The sequence below is a fragment of the Xylanimonas protaetiae genome (genome assembly GCF_004135385.1).
GTDB classification, from domain to species: domain Bacteria; phylum Actinomycetota; class Actinomycetes; order Actinomycetales; family Cellulomonadaceae; genus Xylanimonas; species Xylanimonas protaetiae.
Genome location: NZ_CP035493.1, coordinates 2,134,943 through 2,154,667 on the forward strand (window position 1 = coordinate 2,134,943; position 19,725 = coordinate 2,154,667).

Genomic DNA, 19,725 nt, shown 5'->3' on the forward strand with positions numbered 1-19,725 from the left:
GAGGCACGCGGTGCACCGTGTTGTCTGGTTCGCTCGCTTCGCTCGCTCATGCCGCCCCCTCCTCGCCCGCCCGGAGGAACCCGCCGCGGTCGCCCGTGAGGCTCGGGAACGAGCCCAGCAGCCGGCGCGTGTACTCGTGCTGCGCCCGGTGGTAGATGTTCTCCGCCGTGTCGAGCTCGACGATGCGCCCCGCCTTCATCACCGCGATGCGGTCGGAGATCTCGAGCAGCAGCGGGAGGTCGTGCGTGATGAACACGACCGAGAAGCCGAACTCCTCGCGCAGGTCCGAGATCTGCAGGAGGATCTCGCGCTGCACCAGCACGTCGAGGGCCGTCGTCGGCTCGTCCATGACCATGAGCTGCGGGCGCAGCGCGAGCGCCATCGCGATCATGACGCGCTGCCGCATGCCGCCCGAGAGCTCGTGCGGGTAGGAGCGCAGGCGGTCGCGCCCGACACCGACGATGTCGAGCAGGTGGGCGCACTCCTGGGTGCGCTCCTCGCGGCTCATGTCGGGGCGGTGCGTCTCGAAGACGTCCGCGAGCTGCTTGCCGATCGCCATGACCGGGTTCAGGGCGTTCATCGCGCCCTGGAACACCATCGAGGCCTTGTCCCAGCGGAAGCGGCGCAGCGACGCGTCGTCGAGGGAGAGCAGGTCGATGTCGGTGCCGGACTCGTCGTGGAAGACGGCGCTGCCGGAGGTGATGACGGCCGGGGGCTTCAGGAGGCGCTGGATGCCGTAGGCCAGCGTCGTCTTGCCGCAGCCTGACTCGCCGGCCAGGCCGAGGATCTCGCCGCGCTTCAGCTCGAGCGACACGTCGACGACCGCCTCGACAGGAGGGTCGACGTCGTACACGACGCTGAAGTCGCGGACCGTGAGCACGTTCTCACTGGTCACAGCGTTCTATCCGTTCGTTTCGGGCGCACACGCCGGGTGGCCGAGCGCGCCGGAGCAGCTCCGGCGCGCTCGGCCCCTGGGGTGTCGATCAGTTGGCGGGCTTGAGCTTGGTCAGGACCATGGCGGCCGACGGCTGCAGCGGGTCGGCCGTCGCGTACTGGTCGTCCTCGCTCGGCCAGCCCACGTACTTGCGGGTGTTGTACTCGGCCAGGACGGGGTGCGTGCCGACCGGGATGACCGGCACCTGCTCCACGAACGCCTTCTGGATCTCGGCGAGGGCGGTGGACCGCTCGTCGTCGGTCGAGGCGGTCGCGTAGGTGTTCAGCGCGGCGGTCACGGCGTCGTCGGTGAAGCGGCCGAAGTTGTAGTCGACGTCCGCGCCGGCCTTGAGCCAGCGGCCGTCCATCGTGTCGGAGTACAGGTCGTACGGCGTGGTGCCGCCGTCGGTCCAGTGCATGATCGCGTCGAAGTCGCCCGAGCGCTTCGCGGCCCACCACGTGTCGACGTCGGGGGTGTCGACCTTGGCGTCGGCGCCGAGGGTCTTCTTGACCTGGTCGGCGATGAGGCTGATGCCGGTGACGTAGTCGTTCCAGCCCTGCGGGACCTGGAGCGTGAAGGAGACGGGCGTGCCGTCGGGTGCCACGAGCTTGGTGCCGACGCCCGTGTAGCCGGCGTCCTCGAGGATCTTCTTGGCGCCGTCGACGTCGATCGAGAACTCCTTGCCCTGGTACTCGGGCAGGATGTACTGCTCGCCGACCGGGGTGGGCAGGCCCGTGATGCTCGTGAGCACGGGGCCGGCGTCCTCGCGGGCGATCTTGGTGTGCGCCGGGCGGTCGATGACCATGTTCACGGCCTTGCGGAAGGCGACGTCGTTGAACGGCGGGCGCTGGGTGTTGACGAACAGCACGTCCGGGGAGAGCGTGTTGGCGGCCCAGAAGACGTTGTGCTCCGCGTCCTTGTCCAGGTAGGCGCTCTGGATGTTGGAGATGAACGCCTGCGCCCAGTCGGCCTCGCCGCTGGCGAGCGCGGTGGTCAGCGCGGTGTTGTCGTTGTACGAGACGTAGTACAGCTCGGGCACGGCGAGCTTGCCGCCCCAGTAGTCGTCGCGGGCCTTCATCGTGACGGACTGGCTGGTGAAGCTCTCCAGCGTGTACGGGCCCGTGCCGACGGGCTTGCCCTCGTTGGTGAACGTCGTCGGGTCCTTGACGTCCTTCCAGACGTGCTCGGGGACGATGTCGATGTGGAGCACCTGGGCCTGCTTGACGAACTTCGACTCGGCGAACTTGAGCACCACGTCGGCGCCGTCCTTGGCGACGTCCGTGAGCTGGAGGTTGCCCGTGTCGAGCGCCTTGTTGTCCTTGATCAGGTTGAAGGTGAAGACGATGTCGTCGGCGGTGAAGTCCTCGCCGTCGTTCCACTTCACGCCCTCGCGCGGGGTGACGCGCAGCTCGGTGTAGTCGTCGTTCCAGACGACCTTCTCGGCGAGCCACGGGGTGGTCTCGTTCTTGCCGACGGGGTTGACCATCGCGAGCGGCTCGAACAGGACGTTCTTGTAGCCGAGCTTGTTGGCCGACGAGTCGCCCAGCCACGGGTTGTTCGACTCCGTGGAGATCGCGCCGTCGGGCTTCGCGATCGTCAGCGCCGCACCGGCCGCGGCGGGCTGGTCGCTCGTGGCCGCGTCGCCCGAGCCGCCGTCACCGCCTCCGCAGGCGGTCAGGAGAAGTGCTGCGACGGCGGCGGTGGCCACCGCAGCAGTGATCTTCGACCTCATGTCAAACTCCTCATCGAGTGTCCGTTGCGCGGCACCCGGCGGACCCGGGTGCGTCTCGCCGTCGAGTGCGCTGGCGCAGAGGTTACAGTCCAGTCAGTAACCAGTGAAACCAGATCCGCCGCCGTGGACGTCACAGTTCGGCAACGGCGACCACACGACCGAGAGGGGAGAGAGGGCGATGAGTTCGAGCAGGCCGGAGCGCCGCTCCCGGCCGCAGACGCTGGCCCGTCGCGAGGAGATCCTGCGCGCCGCGATGACGACGTTCGGCGCGAAGGGCTACAACAAGGGCCCGCTGACCGAGATCGCCGACCAGGTGGGCATGACGCACGCGGGGATCCTGCACCACTTCGGGTCGAAGAACGCCCTCCTCCTCGAGGTGCTCCAGTACCGCGACGACACCGACGTCGAGGCACTCCCCGAGCACCACATCCCTGACGGCACCGAGCTCTTCCGCCACCTCGTGCGCACCGCGTTCCTCAACGCGCAGCGCGCCGGCATCGTCCAGGCGTACGCCGTGCTCTCCGCGGAGTCCGTCACCGACGACCACCCCGCGCGCCCGTTCTTCGAGCAGCGCTACGCGACGCTGCGCGGCGAGGTGGCCCACGCCTTCCGCGTCATGTGCGAGGAGGCGGGCGTCACCGAGCCCGCGACCGTGGACATGGCGTCGGCGTCGATCCTGGCCGTCATGGACGGCCTCCAGGTGCAGTGGCTGCTGGACCCGACCGCGGTGGCGCTGGCCGAGGCGAGCGAGTTCGCCATCGAGGCGATCGTCGCGCAGGTGCTCAGCCCGCGGACGACGCCGCTCGCCGGCGCCTGACGCCGCCGTAGCGGTGCACGAGCACCGCGGCGGCCAGCCCCGCGAGCGCCCCCGCGGTCGTGTCCAGCGCCCGGTCCAGCGCGAGCGTGCCCGCGGCGGCCGGCCCGCCGAGCGACGTCATGAGCAGCGCCATGGGCGCGATGCACAGCTGCGCGAGCCCGTAGTGCCGGCCCACGACGATCTCGGTGACCACCTGCAGCACGACGACGAGCGCCGCCTGCTGCCAGAAGCCGAGGTGCGCCGCGAGCAGCGGGTAGGCGATCGCGACGGCGCCGACGGCGGTGCCGGTCGCGCGCTGCACGGCCCGCACGGCCGTGTGCCGGGCGGTCGCGCCGGCCAGCACCGCGGTGGCGCCCATGACGGCCCACGAGGTGTGGCCCAGCCCGAGCGCGGCGGACAGCCCGGAGGCGGCGAGACCGCCGACGAGCACCCGGACAGCGGCGAGCCGCCAGCCTTCCGTGCCCCACGACGCCCGCAGCTGCTCGCGCAGCGTGGTGTGCGGGGCGGCGCCGGCGCGGCGCCCCGCGAGGGCCCCGGCCAGGCAGACGACCCAGGCGAGGGCCGCGCCGCCCGCCCCGACGAGGGTCCGGGCGGCGACGTCGCCGAGCCCGGGGGATCCCGCCAGGCCGGCGCCCGCGCAGAACACGACGACGGTGGCCCCGGGCGGCCCGATCCGCAGCAGCGCGACGAGGGCCGTCGCCGCCGCGGCGAGCGCCGTCGTGAGCAGGAACCCGACGGCGGCGGGTGCGCCCGACGCGGCCACGAGCGAGAACAGGGCGATCGCGCCGACCATGACGGCGCCCACGAGCGCGAGCAGCGGGGCCTGGCGCCGGGCGCTGCCGGCCCGGCTGAACAGCGCCGTCAGGGCGCCGAGCGCTGCGTACGAGGACAGCTCGCGGTGCCCTGCCAGCGCGGGGACGGCGATGGCCGTGCCCGCGGCGAGCCCGACGCGCAGCGCGAACGCGACGGCAGCGTCGCCGTGCTGGAGCCGCCAGGCGTCCCGCAGCACGTCGGGGTGGAGCACCTCCCTCGCCGTGGTGCGGACGACGAGCGGGGCGGGGGCGGGAGAGGCAGACATGCTTGCCTCAGTCTACGATTTTCCCTCCCGCCCGGCCGTAACGGCCGTCACGCCTGCGGCGGCACCGTCATCGAGAGGACGTCGAGGGCCTTGTCGAGGGCCTCCTCGGTGATCTCGCCGCGCTCTACGAAGCCGAGTGCGACGACGGCCTCCCGCACGGTGATCCCGGCCTTGACCGAGTGCTTCGCGACCTTCGCCGCGGCCTCGTAGCCGATCACACGGTTGAGCGGCGTGACGATCGACGGCGACGACTCGGCGTAGGCGCGCGCCTTCTCGACGTTCGCCTCGATGCCCGCGACCGTCTTGTCGGCCAGCACGCGGCTCGCGTTGGCGAGCAGGCGGATCGACTCGAGCACGCCCTGCGCGATGACAGGGATCTGCACGTTGAGCTCGAAGGAGCCGCTCGCCCCGGCCCAGGCCACGGTGGCGTCGTTGCCGATGACGCGCGCGCACACCATGAGCACGGCCTCGGGCACGACCGGGTTCACCTTGCCCGGCATGATCGACGAGCCGGGCTGCAGGTCGGGGATGAAGATCTCGCCCAGGCCCGTGTTGGGGCCCGAGCCCATCCAGCGCAGGTCGTTGCAGATCTTGGTGAGGCTCACCGCGATGGTACGCAGCGCGCCGGACAGCTCGACGAGCCCGTCGCGCGCCGACTGCGCCTCGAAGTGGTCGCGCGCCTCGGTCAGCGGCAGGCCCGTGTCCTCCTGGAGCAGCGCGATGACGCGCTGCGGGAAGCCCGCCGGGGTGTTGATGCCGGTGCCGACGGCGGTGCCGCCCAGCGGCACCTCGGCCGCGCGGGGGAGCGCGGACCGGAGGCGCTCGACGCCGTAGCGGACCGCGGCGGCGTACCCGCCGAACTCCTGGCCGAGCGTCACGGGCGTGGCGTCCATGAGGTGCGTGCGGCCCGACTTCACGACGGTCGCGAACTCGCCGTCCGCCTTGGCGCCGAGAGCGTCCGCCAGGTGCGTCAGCGCCGGCACCAGGTCGTTGACCACGCCCGCGGTGGCGGCCACGTGCACCGACGTCGGGAAGACGTCGTTGGACGACTGCGAGGCGTTGACGTGGTCGTTCGGGTGGACGTCCTTGCCGAGGCTGCGCGTGGCGAGCGTCGCCAGCACCTCGTTGGTGTTCATGTTCGACGACGTCCCCGAGCCGGTCTGGTAGACGTCGATCGGGAAGTGCGCGTCGTACGCCCCGCCGGCGACCTCGTCGGCGGCGGCCGCGATGGCGTCCGCGACGTCCTGGTCCAGCACGCCCAGCTCGGCGTTCGCTCGCGCAGCGGCCTTCTTGATGCGTGCGAGCGCCTCGATGTGGCTGCGCTCCAGCGGGGTGCCCGAGATGGGGAAGTTCTCCACGGCCCGCTGCGTCTGCGCACGGTAGAGGGCCTGCGCGGGGACGCGGACCTCACCCATCGTGTCGTGCTCGATACGGAACGCGGGCTCCTCGGCAGGGATGCCGACGGCGGTGTCGTGGGTCATGCGCTCATCGTGCACCATCGCCCCGCCGCGATGGTCTGACCAAAGAGGTCAGCCCTGGAGGTCAGCCCCGCGGGTCCTCGCCGACGTCGCCGAGCACGTGCACGAGGCGCGCGTTGCCCTCCGCAAGGTCGTACTCGACGCCCACGATGGCCAGCACGCCCTTCTCGACGCGCTCGCGCAGCGCCGCCGAGTACCCGGCCAGCACGTCGACCGTGTGGCGCACGTGCGCGGTGCGCAGCGTCGCCGGGTCGTAGAGCGCCGTGCCGTCGTCCCCGCCGCCCGCGCGGCGGGCCGCCGCCGTGAGATCCGCGACGGACGGGATGACCTTGTCGACCACGGCGCGCACGAAGCCCGGGGGCTGCTCGCCCGTGGCGAGCGTGTGCGCGGTCGCGGCGATCGCGCCGCACAGGTCGTGCCCCAGCACGACGACGAGCGACGCGCCCAGCAGCTCGGTGCCGTACTCGATCGAGCCGATGACGGTCGTGTCCACCACGTGCCCGGCCGTGCGGACCACGAACACGTCGCCCAGGCCCTGGTCGAAGATGATCTCGGCCGCGACCCGGGAGTCGGAGCAGCCGAAGATCACCGTGTGCGGGTGCTGCGAGAAGGCGAGCTCGCGACGCCGGTCGACGCTCTGCGACGGGTGCTCCGGCTCGCCGGCGACGAAGCGGTCGTTGCCGGCGCGCAGGGCCGCCCACGAGTCCGCGGGGGTGCGCGTCGCCGGCACCTTGGGCGACGGGTCCGACGGCGCCGGGATGGTCGGATGGGCGCCGCCCGGCAGCGGGGCGCTCACGCGTCGGCCTCCTCGTCCACGGCGGTGCGGGCCTGGCCGGACGCGGCGTCCAGGCGCTCGCGGGCGCCGTCGAGCCACTGCTGGCACCGCGCGGCGAGGGCCTCGCCGCGCTCCCACAGCGCGAGCGACGTCTCCAGCGGCTCGCCGCCGGCCTCGAGCCGCTGGACGACCGCGACGAGCTCGTCGCGTGCCTGCTCGTAGCCGAGGGTCGCGGGGTCGGGAAGGGCCGCCAGGTCGGGACCGGTCGATGCGCTCACGGCCCCAGTGTCCACCACGGGACCGACAGGGCGCCGAGCCGTCCCAGATCGGCCGGCACCGCAGCCCGGGGTGAACGTGGCCAGTCGCTTTGCCCTCGGGGGTGTCGCCACCGACCATCGTCCCCATGGGTCATCTTGAGGTCGCGCACGTCGAGCACGTGCTTCCCGACGGGCGCACGCTGCTCGACGACGTCTCGTTCCGTGTCGGCGACGGCAGCGTCACCGCGCTCGTCGGCCCCAACGGGGCGGGAAAGACGACGCTGCTGCGCATCGTCACGGGCGAGCTCACGCCGTCGGGCGGCACGGTGAGCATGAGCGGCGGCCTCGGCGTCATGCCGCAGTTCGTCGGGTCCGTGCGCGACGAGTCCACGGTGCGCGACCTGCTCGTCGCCGTCGCGCCGCCGCACATCCGCGACGCCGCCCGCGCCGTCGACGCCGCCGAGGCGGCCATGATGGAGCGCGACGACGAACCCACCCAGATGGCGTACGCGCAGGCGCTCGCCGACTGGGCCGACGCGCGCGGCTACGAGGCCGAGACCACGTGGGACGAGTGCACCATGGCCGCCTTCGGCGTCCCGTACGACAAGGCGCAGTGGCGTCAGGTGCGCACGCTGTCCGGCGGCGAGCAGAAGCGGCTCGTGCTCGAGGCGCTGCTGCGCGGCCCCGACGAGGTGCTGCTGCTCGACGAGCCCGACAACTACCTCGACGTGCCCGGCAAGCGCTGGCTCGAGGAGCAGCTGCGCGCCACGCGCAAGACCGTGCTCTTCGTGAGCCACGACCGCGAGCTGCTCTCGCGTGCCGCCGAGCGGATCGTCGCGCTCGAGCCCGCGCCGTCCGGGGCGGAGGCGTGGGTGCACGGCGGGTCGTTCGCCACGTTCCACGACGCCCGTCGCGAGCGGTTCGCGCGCTTCGAGGAGCTGCGCCGGCGCTGGGACGAGAAGCACGCCCAGCTCAAGAAGCTCGTGCTGACCCTGCGGCAGGCCGCCGCCGTCTCGCACGACATGGCCTCGCGCTACCGCGCCGCGCAGACCCGCCTGGCCAAGTTCGAGGAGGCCGGCCCGCCGCCCGAGCCGCCGCGCGACCAGGACATCACCATGCGCCTGCGCGGCGGCCGCACGGGCCTGCGCGCCGTGACGTGCGAGAGGCTCGAGCTCACCGGGCTCATGAAGCCGTTCGACCTGGAGGTCTTCTACGGCGAGCGCGTCGCCGTGCTCGGCTCGAACGGGTCCGGCAAGTCGCACTTCCTGCGGCTGCTCGCAGGGCAGGACGTCGCACACACCGGCACGGTCAAGCTCGGCGCCCGCGTCGTGCCCGGGCACTTCGCGCAGACGCACGCCCACCCCGAGCTGTTCGGGCGCACCCTCGTCGAGATCCTGTGGAGCGACCACGCGCTGCCGCTCGGCCCCGCCATGTCCTCGCTGCGCCGCTACGAGCTCACCGTGGCGGCCGAGCGGCCCTTCGAGAAGCTGTCCGGCGGCCAGCAGGCCCGCTTCCAGATCCTCCAGCTCGAGCTGTCCGGGTGCACCGCCCTGCTGCTCGACGAGCCCACCGACAACCTCGACCTCGAGTCCGCCGAGGCGCTCCAGGAGGGCCTCGAGGCGTTCGAGGGCACCGTGCTCGCGGTCACGCACGACCGGTGGTTCGCGCGGTCCTTCGACCGGTTCCTCGTGTTCGGGTCCGACGGCGTCGTGCGCGAGACGCCGGAGCCCGTGTGGGACGAGCGACGCGTCGAGCGGACGAGGTAAGGCGCCGCCCGGCGCCGACCTCAGACGGAGGCTGGGACGCCCTCGTCCGCGGGGGCGTCCGCGGTCTCCGCGACGGGCTTGCGCGCCAGCCACGCGGCGGTCAGCGCACCGGAGATGTTGTGCCAGACCGAGAAGACCGCGGGCGGCAGCGCCGCCGCGGGCATCGCGGCGAAGTGGGCGGCCGCGAGCGAGGCGGCGAGGCCCGAGTTCTGCATCCCGACCTCGAACGCGAGCGCGCGGCGGGCGCGGTGGTCGAGGCGGGCCGCCCGTCCCGCCAGGTAGCCGAGGAACAGCCCGAACCCGTTGTGCAGCACGACGGCGACGAGCACGAGCAGGCCCGAGGTCCGGAAGGCGTCCGCGCTGTTGCCCATGACGGCGGCGACGATCACCGCGATCGCGGCGACCGAGAGCCACGGGAAGGCGTTCGAGAGGCGGTCGACCCAGCGCCCCGCGACGACCCGCACGAGCACGCCGACGACGACGGGCAGCAGCACCGTCTTGACGATGTCGAGGAACATGGCCCCCGCGGGGACGTGGAGGTAGTGCCCGGCCAGCCACAGCGTCAGCAGCGGGGTGAGGACCGGGGCCAGGAGCGTCGAGAGCGTCGCCACGGACACCGACAGGGCGACGTCGCCCTTGGCGAGGTACGCCATGACGTTCGAGGCCGTGCCGCTCGGGGCGCAGCCCACGAGGATCACGCCGACGGCGAGCGCGGGCGACAGGCCCAGCACGTGCGCGATCGTCCAGCCGGCGAGCGGCATGATCACGTAGTGGGCCACCAGGCCGAGCAGCACGACCCAGGGCCGGCGTGCGATCCGGGCGAAGTCGGGTGGCGTGAGCGTGACGCCCATGCAGAACATCACGACGCCGAGCAGGTAGGGGACCGACGCGGTCACCGGTGCGAAGGTCCCGGGCAGGAAGAAGCCCGTCGCGCCGGCGGCGATGACCAGCAGCGGGAACACGGTGACGGCGAGCACCGCGTTCCGGTCGGCAGGGGTACGGGTCGGTGCGGTGCGCGTCGTCGTCACGCGATGGATGCTAGCGGCAACGATCCTGCGGGCGTCGATGCCGTCTCAGCCTCGAAGACGCCCGCCCGTGACGGCCCGTCACGCGCCGTCGCCGACCGTCGCGTCCAGCTCGCCCCGCGCGAGCCGCAGCCGCACCGCCGTGCCCGGGCCCGCGTCGTCGGGCGAGCGGACCACGTGCCCGTCGGCCCGTTGCACGACGGCGTAGCCGCGCTCCAGCGTGGAGGCCGGCGAGAGCGCGCGGACCTGCGCCTCGAGCCGCCCGACCTCGCCCGACGCCGTGAGCAGCGCGGCGTTGAGCACGTGGCGGGCGTGCGTGACGCGGTACGCGATGTCGCGCTCGCGCGACTCGACCATCGACTGCGGACGGGCCAGCACGGGCCGCGACCGCACCGAGTCCAGACCGTGCTGCTCGCGGTCGACACGCGCTCGGACGGCGTGCCGCATGGTCGCCCGCGCCTGGTCGACGCGCCGCCGCTCCTCGGCGACGTCGGGCACCACCCGCTTGGCGGCGTCGGTGGGCGTGGACGCGCGCAGGTCGGCCACCAGGTCGAGCAGCGGGGCGTCCTGCTCGTGGCCGATGGCGGAGACGAGCGGCGTGCGGCACGCCGCCGCGGCACGCACGAGCGACTCGTCGCTGAACGGCAGCAGGTCCTCCAGGGCGCCGCCGCCGCGCGCGACGACGATCACCTCGACCTCGGGCAGCGCGTCCAGCTCCGCGATGGCCGCCTTGACCTCGCGCACGGCGGACGTGCCCTGGACGGCGACCTCGCGCACCTCGAACCGCACCTGCGGCCAGCGGGCCTGGGCGTTCTTCATGACGTCGTGCTTGGCGTCGGAGTTGCGGCCCGTCACCAGGCCCACGACGTGGGGCAGGAACGGCAGGCGCACCTTGCGGGACTCGTCGAACAGCCCCTCGGCCGCCAGCACGCGGCGCAGGTGCTCGATCCGGGCGAGCAGCTCGCCCACGCCGACGGGCCGGATCTCCGCGGCTCGCAGCGAGAAGCTGCCGTTCCCCTTGAAGAAGTCGGGCTTGGCGTGCACGACGACGCGGGCGCCCTCCTCGACCGTGGCCGTCGACGCCTGGAGCACCGACGTCTGCACGGAGACCGTCACGGAGACCTTCTCGTCGACGTCGCGCAGCGTGAGGTACTGCATCCACGCACCGGGCCGCTGGCGGAACTGGACCACCTGACCCTCGACCCACACGTCGCCCAGGCGCGCGATCCAGCCGCGTACCTTCTCGGAGACCACAGCCACCGACCAGGGCGCGTCGGGACTCGTGGGCGGGGCAGGCGTCGGGCTGGTCACGCCCCCCAGCGTGCCCTACGCCGCCGACAGAGCCCGCCGTCCACGGGCACGAAGCCTCCACATGCGCGCTCCTAGACTGTCCTGGTGACCTCCCTCGCCACCGCGGCGTCCGCTGCCGCGCCTCCTCCCGCCGCACCCGTCAAGCGCGTCCTCCTCGCGGCCCCGCGCGGCTACTGCGCCGGCGTCGACCGCGCCGTCGTCGCCGTCGAGAAGGCCCTGGAGACCTACGGGGCGCCGGTGTACGTGCGCAAGGAGATCGTGCACAACAAGCACGTGGTGGAGACCCTGCGCGAGCGCGGGGCGATCTTCGTCAACGAGACGGACGAGGTGCCGGAGGGCGCCCGACTCGTGTTCTCGGCGCACGGCGTCTCGCCTGCGGTGCGCGCGGCGGCCGCGGCCCGCTCGCTCGAGACGGTCGACGCGACGTGCCCGCTCGTGACCAAGGTGCACAAGGAGGCCGTGCGGTTCGCGGCCGACGACTACGACATCCTGCTCATCGGCCACAGCGGTCACGAGGAGGTCGAGGGCACGGCCGGCGAGGCGCCCGACCACGTGCAGGTCGTCAACAGCCCCGACGAGGTCGACCAGGTCGTGGTGCGCGACCCCGCCAAGGTCGTGTGGATCTCGCAGACCACGCTCTCGGTCGACGAGACCATGGAGACCGTGCGCCGCCTGCGCGAGCGGTTCCCCTCGCTGCAGGACCCGCCCAGCGACGACATCTGCTACGCCACCCAGAACCGCCAGGTCGCGGTCAAGAAGCTGGCCCCGGAGGCCGACGTCGTCATCGTCGTGGGCTCGGCGAACTCGTCGAACTCGGTGCGCCTCGTGGAGGTCGCGGTCCAGGCCGGCGCCGGCGCCTCCTACCGCGTCGACCGCGCCGCCGAGATCCAGGACGCCTGGCTCGAGGGCGCGACGACCGTGGGCGTGACCTCGGGCGCGTCGGTGCCGGAGATCCTCGTCCAGGACGTCATCGCGCACCTGGGGGCGCACGGCTTCGAGCACGTCGAGGAGGTGCGCACCGCGACCGAGGAGCTCATGTTCTCCCTGCCGAAGGAGCTGCGCTCCAGCCTCAAGGCCGCGGGGCGCGACGTGAAGCCGCCGCGGCGCGAGGGCCGCGCGTCCCTCCCGGTCAGCGAGGCCTGACCGGGAGGGACGCCCGGCTCACGGCCCCGGCGCCAGCGCCAGCGTCGGCCGACCCGCCGGCGGTGCCGTCGCGGGCTCAGCCCGCGGCGGACGTGTCGTCGCCCTTCTCGGTGAGCGCCTTGAGCGCCTTCTGGTCCGCGAGGGCGAGCGACTCGATGGCGACCACCCGCTCCGCCTCGGCCGCGAGGAGCTCCGGCTTCGTGATGGGCCGGGGCGTCGCGTCGATGCCGGTGAGCTCCTCGATGGCCTTCGACTCGTCGACGACGTCGAGCGCGACCATGCGGCGCGCCGACGTCAGCACCTGGCTCTCGAGCGAGCCGATCATCTTGTTGTAGTGCGTGGTCGCGGACGCGATCGCGTTGCCCGTGCGGGTGATGTGGCCGGTCATGGTCACCAGGCGCGAGTAGAGCTCCTTGCCGACCGTGAGCACCTTCTGCGCGTTCTCCGCCAGCGCCTCCTGCCGCCACGCGTAGGCCACCGTCTTGAGCAGCGCGAGCATCGTCATGGGCGTCGCGATGATGACGTTCTTCTGCGCCGCGTACTCCATGACGCTCGGGTCGCGCTCCACGGCCGCCGACAGGAAGGCCTCGGCGGGCACGAACATGACGACGAACTCCGGCGCGGGGGAGAACTGCTCCCAGTACTCCTTGCCCGCCAGGTCGTCGACGTGCTTGCGCAGGTGGCGCACGTGCGCGTCGAGGCGCGCCTCGCGGTACTCGGCGTCGTCGGCCTGCTGGGCCTCCAGGTAGCCGAGGAACGCGACCTTGGAGTCGACGACGACGTTCTTGCCGCCTGCCAGCCGCACGACCATGTCGGGGCGCAGGCGGCCGTCGTCCGTGGTGACCGACGCCTGCTCGTCGAAGTCGACGTTCTTGAGCATGCCCGCCGCCTCGACGACGCGGCGCAGCTGGAGCTCGCCCCACGCCCCGCGGGTCTGCGACGAGCGGAGCGCCGTGACGAGGTCGCCCGTGCCCTTGGAGAGCTCGGAGTTCGCGACCGAGAGCTGACGCAGGTGCTCGGTCAGCGTCGAGTGCCCCTCGATGCGCGCCTTCTCCGCCTGCGCGACCTCGGCACGCACCTGCTCGAGCGACGTGCTCAGCGGGGCGACGAGCGCCTTGATGGCCAGCTCGCGCTGGACCAGCGCCTCCTCGTTCTTGACCGTCGAGGCCTTGAGGGTCTGGGCGGCGAGGTCGAGGAACTGCTTGGAGTTCGCCTGGAGCGCCTCGCCCGCGACCGTCTGGAAGCGCTGCTTCTCGGCCTCCTGGTCGGCCTTGACCTCGCGCAGGCGGGCGTCGGCCTCGGCCCGGGCCTGGGCCAGGCGGGCCTCGGTCTCGGCGCGCAGCTCGGCGAGCCGGGCGTCGGCGTCGGCACGCGCCTCCGCCGCCCGGCGCTCCGCGTCCTCGCGCAGCACGGCCAGGCGCCGCTCGGCGTCCTCGCGCACGACGGCGACCTGCTCGCGCAGGCCCGCGGCCTCGCGGCGCAGCCCCTCGTTCTCCGCGTGGCGCCCTGCGGCCTCGAGGTCGGCGGACCGGCGGGCGGCCCCCGCCCGGTTGGCGGCCAGCAGCCAGCCCACCAGGACGCCCACGCAGAGCGCACCCAGCAGGAGGAGGATCCAGGTCGTCGTCGTCATGCGTGCAGCGTGGCACGGGCCACCGACACGGCGTCGCAGACCGCACCGGACCTGGCCAGACCCCTGGTCCTGGACGGTGGGTCCGTCTAGCCTTCGAGCGGAAACCCGACGACGAAGCAAGGTGATCCCGCTGTCCGCCGACCAGCCCATCCCGGGGATGCTGCACGACGGGGCCCCGGCCCTGCAGGCGTCGCCGACCCCTCAGGCGCCCGCCCTCGCCCCGCCCGACCCGTCCGCAGCGCTCAGCCTGCGCGGCCTGTGGAAGCGGTTCGGCGAGAAGATCGCCGTCGCCGACATCAGCCTCGACGTGCCGTCGGGGTCGTTCTACGGCGTCGTCGGCCCCAACGGTGCCGGCAAGACGACGACGCTCTCGATGGCCACGGGCCTGCTGCGCCCCGACTTCGGCACGGCCGGCGTGCACGGCACCGACGTGTGGAGCGACCCGGCCGCGGCCAAGCGCCAGCTCGGCATCCTGCCCGACGGCGTCCGCCTCTTCGACCGCCTCACGGGCGCCCAGCTCATCACGTACGCGGGCCTGCTGCGCGGCATGGACCGCGCCACGGTGGCCGAGCGCACGGAGGACCTGCTGCGCGCGATGGACCTCGTCGCCGACCGCGACACGTTCGTCGTCGACTACTCCGCCGGCATGACCAAGAAGGTCGCGCTCGCCTCCGCGATGATCCACGCGCCGCGCGTCCTGGTGCTCGACGAGCCCTTCGAGGCCGTGGACCCCGTCAGCGCCGCGAACATCCGCGACATCCTGCACGCGTACGTCGCCGACGGCGGCACCGTCGTCGTCTCGAGCCACGTCATGGACCTCGTGCAGCGCATGTGCTCGCACGTCGCGGTCGTCGCGGGCGGGCGCGTGCTCGCCGCCGGCACGGTCGACGAGGTCCGCGGCGGCCAGAGCCTCGAGGACCGCTTCGTCGACCTGGTCGGCGGCCGCAAGGAGGGGGAGGGCCTGGCGTGGTTGCGCAGCTCGTCCGCCTCAAGCTGACCCTCATGGCCAACGCGTTCCGCCGGAGCGTGTGGCAGACCATCGGCATCGTCGTCGGCTCGCTCTACGCCGTCGCCGTCGTCCTCCTGGCCGTCGTGGGCGCGATCGCGGGCGGCACCGCCGACGCCGTCGTCACCGGGCAGGTCATGGTGATCGTCGGCGCGGTGGCCGTGCTCGCCTGGTGGCTCGTCCCCGTGTTCCTCTACGGCGTCGACGCCACGCTCGACCCGCACCGCTTCATGACGTTCGGGATCCCGCGCCCCCGCCTGCTCGCCGGCCTCGCCGTCGCCGGCGTCGTGTCGGTGCCCGGCATCGCGACCGTGCTCGCCCTCGTCGGCGCCTCCTTCGCCTGGTGGCGCACGCCCCTCGCGCTGCTCGCGGCCCTGGTCGGCGCGGTCGTCGCCGTCGCGCTGTGCGTCGTCGGCTCGCGCGCGATCACGACGGCGCTCAGCCCGCTGCTCGAGTCCCGCCGCTCGCGCGAGGTGCTCACGATCGTCACGATCGTGCCCCTCATGCTGTTCGGCCCCGCCATCAGCTGGTTCTCGCAGCGCGTCGCCACGGCCTCCGACGGCGGCGACGCCGTGCCCGGCCTCGTGGCCGACCTGGCGAACCTGCTCGGCTGGACGCCGCTCGGCGCGCCCTGGGGGATGGCGGCGGCCGTGCACGACGGCGCCTGGCTCGGCGCCCTCGCCCGCCTCGTCATCGCCCTGGCGACCCTGGCGGTCGCGGCATGGGTGTGGGACCGCGCGCTCGCGCGCTCGTTCGAGTCGCCCCGCGAGACCGGCTCCAAGGGCGGCCACGGCAAGGGCCTCGGGTGGTTCGACCGCCTGCCCGCGACGCCGGTCGGCGCGGTCGCGGCGCGGACGGCGACGTACTGGGGCCGGGACCCGCGCTACTCGACGTCGTTCCTCGTGATCCCGCTGCTGCCGGTCATCATGTGGTTCGCGGGACGGGACGGGGCGCCGGAGGTCATGATGATCGCCGCGCCGATCACGGGGTGGATCCTCGGCTTCGCCATCTCCAACGACGTCGCCTACGACCACACGGCCTTCGCGCTGCACGTCGCGACGGGCATCGACGGCAAGGCCGACCGCTGGGGGCGTGCGCTGCCGGTCCTCGTCGCGGGCCTGCCCGTCGTCGTGCTCTACGCGGTCATCTCGGTGGCCGTGGCGGGGGACTGGGCGTGGCTGCCGCCGCTCCTGGGTCTCAGCCTCGGCACGCTCGGCGCGTCCACGGGCGTCTCGAGCCTCGTCTCCGCGCGGTGGCTGTACCCGGTCCCGAAGCCGGGCGAGAGCCCCTTCAAGCAGCCGCAGGGCGCGACGGGCGCGACGATGCTGGCCCAGACGGTGGGCATGGGCCTGACCTTGCTGGTCTCGGTCCCCGCGCTCGCGCTCGCGCTCGCCGCGATCCTGCTGTCCCACGTCGTCCTGGGCTGGGTGGCGTTCGTGGTCGCGCTGGCGGTCGGCGTCGCCGTGCTCGTGGTCGGGGTGCGCTGGGGCGCGCGGACCTACGACGCGAAGGCGCCCGAGCTGCTGCAGCGGGTGCTGTCGTACGCCTGACGGCGTCGCGCCGGGCCGTTGTCGGCGGCCCGGCGTAGCGTCGCGGGCATGGTGCAGCTCACCGCCGACGACGACCTGCGCGGCGCCCAGGTCGTCGATGCCGACATGCGGGGCGCCACCTTCCGGTTCGCCAACCTCTCGGGTTCCCGCTTCGACCAGAGCTACCTCACGCACGCCGTGATGCGGGGCGTCGACCTGGAGGACGCGGAGGTCGACGGCTCGATCGACGGGCTCGTGCTCAACGGCGTCGCCGTCGAGCCGCTCGTCCAGGCCGCGCTGGACGAGCGCTTCCCGGGCCGCGCGGGCCGCCGGTCGACGGACTCGGCCGAGCAGCTCGCCGCCTTCGACGCGGCCCAGGAGCGATGGTCCGAGGTGATCGCGCGGGCGACGGCGCACCCCGCGCTCCGCGACGCGAGCGTCGGGGGCGAGTGGTCGGTCGCGCAGACGCTGCGGCACCTCGTCTTCGCCACGGACTCCTGGCTGCGGCTCTCGGTGCTCGGCCTGCCTGACGCGTTCTGCCCGATCGGCGTCCCGTTCTCGGAGTGGGACACGCGGGCCCCCGCGCTCGGCGTCGACATGACGGCGTCGCCGTCGTGGGACGAGGTGCTGGCGGCCCGGGCCGACCGGGTCGCGCAGGTGCGGGCCTTCCTGGCCGGTCAGACGCCCGAGACGTTCGCCGGGCTGCCGCACGGGCTGCCCCCGTGGGACGACGGCGCGCCCGAGGAGCACCGGCGCACGATGACCGTCGCGCGCTGCATGGGCGTCGTCGGGAACGAGGAGTGGGAGCACCTGCGCTTCGCGCTGCGCGACCTCGACGCCCTGGCCGCGGGCGCGGTCTCGTAGACTTTCCCGACGTGGCTCTCACCATCGGCATCGTCGGCCTGCCCAACGTCGGCAAGTCCACCCTCTTCAACGCCCTGACGCGCAACCAGGTGCTCGCCGCGAACTACCCGTTCGCGACCATCGAGCCCAACGTGGGCGTGGTGCCCCTGCCGGACCCGCGGCTGAACACCCTCGCGGGCATCTTCGGCTCGGAGCGGATCCTGCCCGCCACGGTGTCGTTCGTCGACATCGCCGGCATCGTCAAGGGCGCGTCCGAGGGCGAGGGCTTGGGCAACAAGTTCCTCGCGAACATCCGCGAGGCCGACGCCATCTGCCAGGTGACGCGCGTGTTCTCCGACCCCGACGTCATCCGCGTCGAGGGCTCGACCGACGCCGAGGGCGACATCGAGACCATCGCCACCGAGCTCGTCCTGGCCGACCTCCAGACCCTCGAGAAGGCGCTGCCGCGCATCGAGAAGGAGGTCAAGATCAAGAAGGGCGACCCCGCGCTGCTCGAGGCGGGCAAGAAGGCCCAGACGATCCTCGAGGCGGGCACCACGCTCTTCCAGGGGGCCAAGGCCGCCGGCCTCGACCTCGCCGAGATCGCGTCGTTCCAGCTCATGACGGCCAAGCCGTTCATCTACGTCTTCAACACCGACGACGCCGGCCTGGCCGACACCGCGATGCAGGACGAGCTGCGCGCCCTCGTCGCCCCCGCCGACGCGATCTTCCTCGACGCCAAGTTCGAGTCCGAGCTCGTGGAGCTCGACGCGGAGGAGGCCAAGGAGATGCTGGAGGCCAACGGCCAGGAGGAGTCGGGCCTCGACCAGCTCGCCAAGGTCGGCTTCCACACGCTCGGCCTGCAGACCTACCTGACGGCCGGCCCCAAGGAGTCGCGCGCCTGGACGATCCGCAAGGGCTGGAAGGCCCCGCAGGCCGCCGGCGTCATCCACACGGACTTCGAGCGCGGCTTCATCAAGGCCGAGGTCATCGGCTTCGAGGACCTCGTCGAGGCCGGCTCCGTCGCCGCGGCCCGCGCCGCGGGCAAGGCCCGCATCGAGGGCAAGGACTACGTCATGGCCGACGGCGACGTCGTGGAGTTCCGCTTCAACGTCTGACGCCGGCGCCGACGGTCAGTCCCGCCGGGCGACGACCGTGAACGTGCACGGCATCATGGCGCGCTCGGCGTCCGGCCAGGCGAAGCCGCCGTCGACCTTGACCATGCGCTTGCTGAACTGCCAGGGGAGCACGGTGCCCTCGTCGAGCCGCTCGAGGCGCAGGCCGGCGCCGAGGAGCGCGTTCACGACCTCCGAGAGCGGGTGGGGCCACTCGTAGGTGCGCGTGTGCGCGATCTGCGCGTCGCTGACGTAGGACGTCGCGATGTCCCAGGCCGTCGAGGTGCCGTTCCCGAAGTAGCGGTAGCGGGTCACCAGGTGGTCGGACTCCTCGTCGAGCGCGTAGAGCGCCGGGTGCCCGTCGCGGATGTAGAAGAGGCCGCCGGGTCGCAGGAGCGCGGCGACCTGGGCGGCCCACCGGTCGAGGTCGGCGAGCCAGGTGATCGCCCCGATGCTCGTGTAGACGACGTCGAAGTCGCCGTCGACGGCGGCCCGGGCGTCGAGGACGTCGGTCTCCACCCAGGTCGCGTCGATCCCGTGCTTCGCCGCGAGCCGCGCCGCCGCCTCCAGCGCCGACGGCGAGAAGTCGACGCCGGTGACGCGGGCGCCCGCGCGCGCGAGGCCGATCGTGTCGGTGCCGATGTGGCACTGGAGGTGGCACAGGTCCAGCCCGGCCAGCGACCCGTCGGGCAGGAACGGCCGCATCGCCGCGAGGTCGTGGTCGACGACCGTGCCGCGGTGGTCGGGGTCGTCGTAGGCGTCGAGGCCGTACGCCTCCTCGTGCACCGGGACGCGGTCCTCCCAGTTGCGCAGGTTGGCCTCCCGCGCGTCGGCCCATCCGATGGTCACGTCGTCGCCGTTCATGCGAGGCAGCCTGCCACGGGCCCGGTGGGCGTGCCCGGAGCCCCGCGCGGACGCCGGGACGACCGCGTCGTCCGCTCACATCGTGAGCAGATCGGCGCCAGGATGGGGATCAGCGAGAGAACTCCGCTGGACAAACCCTGACTTCGTATCAACTAGGTAACAATCCCTCCCTGTGACGTACCTGTATCACGTTCGTCACATGCGCGGGTCTACGGTTTCCGCACACCCGGCCCGGTGAGACCGCCGTCACACCCCGACGGCGGCGGGGTATCGGAGTGCTTCCGGAGGAGGAACCTTGAAGATCAGGCGTATCGCAAGCGTCACGGCGTCGGTTGCGGCCTTCGCACTGGTGATGACCGCGTGCAGCAGCGGCGGCGGCAACGGAGCCGAAGCCAGCGACAGCCCTGCGGCAGAGGCCACGG

Annotated in this window: 18 protein-coding genes; 7 read left to right on the forward strand and 11 right to left on the reverse strand. The window is 72.9% G+C overall.

Annotated elements, in window-relative coordinates; all coding sequences use genetic code 11:
* Positions 1-46: 46 nt before the first annotated feature.
* Positions 47-895, reverse strand: coding sequence for an ABC transporter ATP-binding protein (locus ET471_RS09825; protein ID WP_129187916.1), 849 nt, complete (start codon positions 893-895; stop codon positions 47-49).
* A gap of 88 nt (positions 896-983) precedes the next feature.
* Positions 984-2,666: an ABC transporter substrate-binding protein gene (locus ET471_RS09830; protein ID WP_129187918.1), complete on the reverse strand. Its 1,683-nt coding sequence runs from the start codon at positions 2,664-2,666 to the stop codon at positions 984-986.
* 178 nt (positions 2,667-2,844) lie between these two features.
* Between ET471_RS09830 and ET471_RS09835 the strand changes: the two genes are divergently transcribed.
* Entirely contained in the window at positions 2,845-3,483 is a 639-nt protein-coding gene (locus ET471_RS09835) for a TetR/AcrR family transcriptional regulator (protein WP_129187920.1), read from the forward strand.
* Here the strand turns inward: ET471_RS09835 and ET471_RS09840 are convergent.
* From ET471_RS09840 to ET471_RS09855, 4 genes are all read right to left on the reverse strand, one after another.
* Complete coding sequence (locus ET471_RS09840) at positions 3,449-4,561, reverse strand: FUSC family protein (RefSeq protein ID WP_129187922.1); 1,113 nt, start codon at positions 4,559-4,561, stop codon at positions 3,449-3,451. The genes ET471_RS09835 and ET471_RS09840 overlap by 35 nt on opposite strands.
* 47 nt (positions 4,562-4,608) lie before the next feature.
* Entirely contained in the window at positions 4,609-6,042 is a 1,434-nt protein-coding gene (locus tag ET471_RS09845) for a class II fumarate hydratase (protein ID WP_129187924.1), read from the reverse strand.
* Positions 6,043-6,103: 61 nt separating this feature from the next.
* Positions 6,104-6,769 carry a carbonic anhydrase gene (locus ET471_RS09850; protein WP_165350557.1) on the reverse strand — a complete coding sequence of 222 codons (666 nt, stop codon included), beginning with the start codon at positions 6,767-6,769 and terminating at the stop codon, positions 6,104-6,106.
* A gap of 62 nt (positions 6,770-6,831) precedes the next feature.
* Positions 6,832-7,092, reverse strand: coding sequence for an exodeoxyribonuclease VII small subunit (locus ET471_RS09855; protein WP_242496230.1), 261 nt, complete (start codon positions 7,090-7,092; stop codon positions 6,832-6,834).
* Between the two features lie 125 nt (positions 7,093-7,217).
* Here ET471_RS09855 and ET471_RS09860 point away from each other — a divergent pair, with 125 nt between their 5' ends.
* Positions 7,218-8,837 (forward strand): ABC-F family ATP-binding cassette domain-containing protein, encoded by a 1,620-nt coding sequence (locus tag ET471_RS09860; protein ID WP_129187928.1) that lies wholly within the window; start codon positions 7,218-7,220, stop codon positions 8,835-8,837.
* A gap of 20 nt (positions 8,838-8,857) precedes the next feature.
* Here ET471_RS09860 and ET471_RS09865 read toward each other — a convergent pair whose 3' ends face one another.
* The gene (locus tag ET471_RS09865; RefSeq protein ID WP_425356582.1) at positions 8,858-9,874 is read right to left on the reverse strand and encodes a bile acid:sodium symporter family protein; all 1,017 of its coding nucleotides are present in this window, start codon (positions 9,872-9,874) and stop codon (positions 8,858-8,860) included.
* Positions 9,875-9,943: 69 nt separating this feature from the next.
* Positions 9,944-11,173: an exodeoxyribonuclease VII large subunit gene (xseA, locus tag ET471_RS09870; protein ID WP_165350467.1), complete on the reverse strand. Its 1,230-nt coding sequence runs from the start codon at positions 11,171-11,173 to the stop codon at positions 9,944-9,946.
* 84 nt (positions 11,174-11,257) lie between these two features.
* On the opposite strand from xseA, the gene ET471_RS09875 reads away from it, so the two are divergent.
* Positions 11,258-12,316, forward strand: coding sequence for a 4-hydroxy-3-methylbut-2-enyl diphosphate reductase (locus ET471_RS09875; protein ID WP_129187934.1), 1,059 nt, complete (start codon positions 11,258-11,260; stop codon positions 12,314-12,316).
* A gap of 76 nt (positions 12,317-12,392) precedes the next feature.
* Here ET471_RS09875 and ET471_RS09880 read toward each other — a convergent pair whose 3' ends face one another.
* Positions 12,393-13,946, reverse strand: coding sequence for a DNA recombination protein RmuC (locus ET471_RS09880; RefSeq protein WP_129187936.1), 1,554 nt, complete (start codon positions 13,944-13,946; stop codon positions 12,393-12,395).
* A 157-nt stretch (positions 13,947-14,103) separates the two neighbouring features.
* On the opposite strand from ET471_RS09880, the gene ET471_RS09885 reads away from it, so the two are divergent.
* The 4 genes from ET471_RS09885 to ychF are packed head-to-tail and all read left to right on the forward strand — an operon-like array spanning position 14,104 to position 18,442.
* Positions 14,104-14,943 (forward strand): ABC transporter ATP-binding protein, encoded by an 840-nt coding sequence (locus ET471_RS09885; protein WP_129190877.1) that lies wholly within the window; start codon positions 14,104-14,106, stop codon positions 14,941-14,943.
* Positions 14,913-16,502: a hypothetical protein gene (locus ET471_RS09890; RefSeq protein ID WP_129187938.1), complete on the forward strand. Its 1,590-nt coding sequence runs from the start codon at positions 14,913-14,915 to the stop codon at positions 16,500-16,502. The genes ET471_RS09885 and ET471_RS09890 overlap by 31 nt, the downstream gene beginning before the upstream one ends.
* A gap of 48 nt (positions 16,503-16,550) precedes the next feature.
* Entirely contained in the window at positions 16,551-17,345 is a 795-nt protein-coding gene (locus ET471_RS09895) for a DinB family protein (protein ID WP_129187940.1), read from the forward strand.
* 11 nt (positions 17,346-17,356) lie between these two features.
* Positions 17,357-18,442 carry a redox-regulated ATPase YchF gene (gene ychF, locus ET471_RS09900; RefSeq protein ID WP_129187942.1) on the forward strand — a complete coding sequence of 362 codons (1,086 nt, stop codon included), beginning with the start codon at positions 17,357-17,359 and terminating at the stop codon, positions 18,440-18,442.
* Between the two features lie 15 nt (positions 18,443-18,457).
* Here ychF and ET471_RS09905 read toward each other — a convergent pair whose 3' ends face one another.
* Both ET471_RS09905 and ET471_RS18575 read right to left on the reverse strand, forming a co-directional pair.
* The gene (locus tag ET471_RS09905; protein ID WP_129187944.1) at positions 18,458-19,303 is read right to left on the reverse strand and encodes a class I SAM-dependent methyltransferase; all 846 of its coding nucleotides are present in this window, start codon (positions 19,301-19,303) and stop codon (positions 18,458-18,460) included.
* A 246-nt stretch (positions 19,304-19,549) separates the two neighbouring features.
* Positions 19,550-19,723, reverse strand: coding sequence for a hypothetical protein (locus ET471_RS18575; RefSeq protein ID WP_242496232.1), 174 nt, complete (start codon positions 19,721-19,723; stop codon positions 19,550-19,552).
* Positions 19,724-19,725 lie beyond the last annotated feature (2 nt).

What these genes read in the sequence shown, in the direction of transcription:
- ET471_RS09830 (WP_129187918.1), bottom strand. Translation starts at nt 2,666, where the DNA reads ATGAGGTCGAAGATCACTGCTGCGGTGGCCACCGCCGCCGTCGCAGCA.
- ET471_RS09835 (WP_129187920.1), top strand. Translation starts at nt 2,845, where the DNA reads ATGAGTTCGAGCAGGCCGGAGCGCCGCTCCCGGCCGCAGACGCTGGCC.
- ET471_RS09840 (WP_129187922.1), bottom strand. Translation starts at nt 4,561, where the DNA reads ATGTCTGCCTCTCCCGCCCCCGCCCCGCTCGTCGTCCGCACCACGGCG.
- ET471_RS09845 (WP_129187924.1), bottom strand. Translation starts at nt 6,042, where the DNA reads ATGACCCACGACACCGCCGTCGGCATCCCTGCCGAGGAGCCCGCGTTC.
- ET471_RS09860 (WP_129187928.1), top strand. Translation starts at nt 7,218, where the DNA reads ATGGGTCATCTTGAGGTCGCGCACGTCGAGCACGTGCTTCCCGACGGG.
- ET471_RS09880 (WP_129187936.1), bottom strand. Translation starts at nt 13,946, where the DNA reads ATGACGACGACGACCTGGATCCTCCTCCTGCTGGGTGCGCTCTGCGTG.
- ET471_RS09885 (WP_129190877.1), top strand. Translation starts at nt 14,104, where the DNA reads ATGCTGCACGACGGGGCCCCGGCCCTGCAGGCGTCGCCGACCCCTCAG.
- ET471_RS09895 (WP_129187940.1), top strand. Translation starts at nt 16,551, where the DNA reads ATGGTGCAGCTCACCGCCGACGACGACCTGCGCGGCGCCCAGGTCGTC.
- ET471_RS09905 (WP_129187944.1), bottom strand. Translation starts at nt 19,303, where the DNA reads ATGAACGGCGACGACGTGACCATCGGATGGGCCGACGCGCGGGAGGCC.